Origin of the sequence: Streptomyces alkaliphilus (genome assembly GCF_014141535.1) — a bacterium.
Classification (GTDB): domain Bacteria; phylum Actinomycetota; class Actinomycetes; order Streptomycetales; family Streptomycetaceae; genus Streptomyces; species Streptomyces alkaliphilus.
Map to the genome: position 1 here is coordinate 1 of NZ_VKHT01000494.1, position 3,803 is coordinate 3,803.

At 76.5% G+C, this 3,803-nt stretch carries 2 protein-coding genes; both read right to left on the reverse strand.

Annotation, left to right across the window (positions count from 1 at the left end):
- Positions 1-37: 37 nt before the first annotated feature.
- Positions 38-1,771: a GAF domain-containing sensor histidine kinase gene (locus tag FNQ90_RS15535; protein ID WP_182606927.1), complete on the reverse strand. Its 1,734-nt coding sequence runs from the start codon at positions 1,769-1,771 to the stop codon at positions 38-40.
- 15 nt (positions 1,772-1,786) lie between these two features.
- Positions 1,787-3,803: thiol reductant ABC exporter subunit CydC (cydC, locus tag FNQ90_RS15540; RefSeq protein ID WP_182606928.1), on the reverse strand; the 2,017-nt coding region annotated here is incomplete at its 5' end.

A 3,803-nucleotide genomic window follows, 5' to 3' on the forward strand; every position in this document is an offset into this window, starting at 1 on the left:
GCCGAGGACTCCGCCCACCGCCCCGGCCCCGGGCAGCTCAGCCCGGAGGGGCCCACCAGCGGACCGAGGCGCCCCGACCGTCCGGGCCGGGTCCGTACTCCGCGCCACCGCCCAACGACTCGGCCCGCCGTCGCAGGTTCACCAGTCCGCTGCGCCGGCCCGTCCCGTCGGGCGGCAGGCCCACTCCGTCGTCCGTGACGGTCAACCGCACCACCTCCCGTCCGTCCGGCAGCGGCTCGGTGACGTCCACGACCACCTCCACCCGGCTCGCCCCGGCGTGCCGGGCCACGTTGGAGAGCGTCTCGCGGATCGCCGCGATCATGTTCTTGGCGGTCAGGTCGCCCACCCGGGCGTCCACCGGGCCGATGAAGGAGACGGACGGTTGGAAGCCCAGTGACCGGGCGGCGGTGCCGGTCTCCCGCAGCACGCGGGTGCGCAGGCCGGTCGGGGCCTCCTCCGGACCCTGTTGAAGGGCGAAGATCGCGGTGCGGATCTCCTGGATGGTGGCGTCGAGTTCGTCCACGGCCTTGCCGATGCGTGCCGACAGACCGGGGTCCCGGGTCGCGCGACCGGCGCTCTCCAGCAGCATGCCGGTGGCGAAGAGCCGCTGGATGACGAGGTCGTGCAGGTCCCGGGCGATCCGGTCGCGGTCCGCGTAGACGGCGAGCTGCTCGCGGTCCCGGCGGGCCTCGGTGAGCAGCAGCGCCAGTGCCGCCTGCTGGGCGAACTGGGTGGCCATCGCCCGCTCGGCGAAGGTGAAGCGGGGGGCGCCGGGGGCGCGCGGCACCGACAGGACGCCGATCAGCTTCCCGTCGCTGCCCAGCGGCAGCAGCATGTTCGGCCCGTACCGGCCGGCCAGGTGGGTGGAGCGCCACGGGTCGTCCTCGGTGTGCTCGACGAACGCCGGTTCCCCCGAGAGCAGCAGGTCGTTGGCCCAGCCGCCGGGGGGGATCTCGGCGCCGATCAGCCCCATGGGTTCGGTGGAGCTGACGGCGACCACCACCAGGCCGCCCGCCTCGTCGGGCAGGAGCACCAACCCGGCGTCGGCGTCGGCCAACCGACGGGCCTGTTCGGCGACGACCGCCAGCGCGTTGTCACCGTCGCCGGACAGCAGGGAGGTGGACAGCTCGGCGCTTCCGTCCATCCAGCGGGCCCGCTGGCGCACCGCCTCGTAGAGCCGGGCGTTGCCGATGGCGATGCCGGCCTCGGTGGCGAGGATCTGGCACACCTGGAGGTCGTCGCGGGAGAAGACGCCGGCCCGGGGGTCCCCCAGGTACAGGGCGCCGAAGCCGGCGCCGTGCACCCGGATGGGGGCCCCGAGCAGCGAGCGGATGGCGGGGACGCCGTCGGGACCGGGCAGTCCGGTGTACCGGGGGTCCTCGCTCATGTCGTCCAGGAGGACCGGGCGGGGGCTTTCCAGCATCCTCGCGATCCGCCGGTCCAGGTGGGGCAGGCCCCACATGCGTTCCAGCAGTTCCCGCTCCACCCCCCGGGTGACCAACTCCCCGACGCCACCCTCCTCGTCCAGGACGCCGATGCCGATGTAGCGGGCACCGACCAGGTCGGCGGCGGCCTCGGTGACCCGGTCGAGCAGGGTGTGCAGTTCGACGTCGCCGCCGATGTTGACCATGGCGCGCAGCAGACGGGGGATGCGCCCGGACAGTTCGGGGGAGCCCCCGTTCGGGGCGCCGCCCCGGGGCGGGTCGGCTCCGCCCGGCTCGCCGGGGGTGTCCGACCGGCCGCCGGGGCGGTGCCGCACTGTCTCTGCCATGGTGCGAGCCTAGAATCACCCGACCGGTGAGGAAAGTCGGATGTGTCCGGATGTGCGGATTTTCCGCTCGGTGGACGGGCTTCCCGGCTCGGCGCCCTCCCCGGTCCCGGCCGCCCGCAGCATCCGCCGGAACGGCCCCGACGCCCCGGCCAGCTCGGCGTACGGGCCGCGCTGCACCACCCGACCGTCGTCCAGTACCAGCACCTCGTCCACCTCCTCCAGGCCGACCAGCCGGTGGGTGATCAGCAGGGTGGTGCGGTCGGCGGTGGCCGCCAGCAGGTCGGCGGTGAGCGCGTCGGCGGTGTCGGTGTCCAGGTGCTCCGCCGGCTCGTCCAGCAGCAGCACCGGGAAGTCCGCCAGCAGCGCCCGGGCCAGCGCCAGGCGCTGCCGCTGGCCGCCGGACAGCTCCGCGCCGTGCTCGCCGACGGGGGTGTCGAGGCCGGCGGGCAGGCCGTCCACCCACTCCAGCAGCCGGGCCCGGCGCAGCGCCGCGCGCAACCCGTCGTCGGTCGCGGCGGGGCGCGCGAGCCGCAGGTTCTCCCGCAGCGTGCTGTCGAAGAGGTGGGCGTCCTGCGCGCACAGGCCCACCATCCGCCGCACGTCCTCCCCGCGCAGGGATGTCGCGTCGGCGCCGCCGAGGGTGTACGAGCCGGTCTCCGGGTCCAGGAAGCGCAGCAGGCACAGCGCCAGCGTCGTCTTGCCCGCCCCCGAGGCGCCGACCACGGCGATCCGCCTGCCCGGGGTCAGCTCCAGGTCCACGCCCGTCAGGGCGGGGGCGGCCTCCGGGGGCTGCCCCGGGTGGCGGGCGGTCAGGCCGCGCACCACCAGCGGGAACGGCCCGGACGGGGGGTCGGCCGGCATCGCGGGCTCGCGCACCGGGTCGGGGGTGTCCAGCACCTCGGCCACCCGCTCGGTCGCCCGGCCCGCCCGCTGCCGGTGCTGCACGGCGACGGGCAGGCCGTTGACCGCCTCGAACGCGGCCAGGGGCACCATCACCACCGTCGCCAACCACACGCCGGCCAGGGCGCCGGAGGCCACGCCGGCCGCCCCCACCCATGCGGCGGCGGCCACGGTCAGACCGGCGGCCAGCGCGCTCAGTCCCGCAGCCGAGGCCGTCGCCGAACCGGAACGGGCCGCCAGGGCGGTCAGCTCACGGTCGCTGTCGCGCACCGCCGCGACCCGGCCGGGCAGCGCGCCCGCGACGGTCAGCTCGCCGGTGCCGGTGAGCAGGTCCACCACCCGGGTGCCCAGTCGGCCCCGGGCCGGGGCGAGCCGCCGCTCGGTGCGGCGGGCGATGGCCGCCGTCAGCAGGGGGACCCCGACGCCGGCGGCGAGCAGGCCGGCCGCGAGCACCGCGCCGGCGCCCGGCAGCAGCCACCCGGTGAAGATCACGGCGGCCGTGGAGACGACCGCCGCCGCGCCGGCCGGCAGCAGCCAGCGCAGCCAGTGATCCTGGAGGGCGTCCACGTCGGAGACCAGACGGGAGAGCAGGTCGCCGCGCCGGGTGCGGCGCAACCCGGCGGGGGCCAGCCGCTCCAGCCGCCCGTAGACCGTCACCCGCAGGTCGGCGAGCATCCGCAGCACCGCGTCGTGGCCCAGCAGCCGCTCCACGTATCGGAAGACGGCCCGGCCGATGCCGAAGGTGCGGGTGAGGGTGACCGCGATCATCAGGTGGAGGATCGGCGGCTGTTCGGAGGCGCGGGAGATCAGCCAGCCGGAGACGGCCATCAGGCCGGTGGCGGAGGCCAGGGCGAGAGCGCCGAACACGGCGGTGAGGACGAGGCGGCCGGCCCGGGGGCGGGCGGCGTCGCGCAGCAGGCGGCGGGCGCCGGTGCTCCGGACGGGCAACGGGAGGCGGCGCATCGCGCGGGCGGCGATCCCCGCCGTCGAGGGGGCGGTGGCGTTCCCGCCGCCGCTCCCGGCGCCGTTCCCGGCTGAGGCGGCGGTGTCGGTGGGTCCGGGGTCGCCGCCGTCGAGGAAGTCGCCGAGGATCCATCCGCCGGGAGCGGCGGGTTCCCGGTACGCGTCGCCC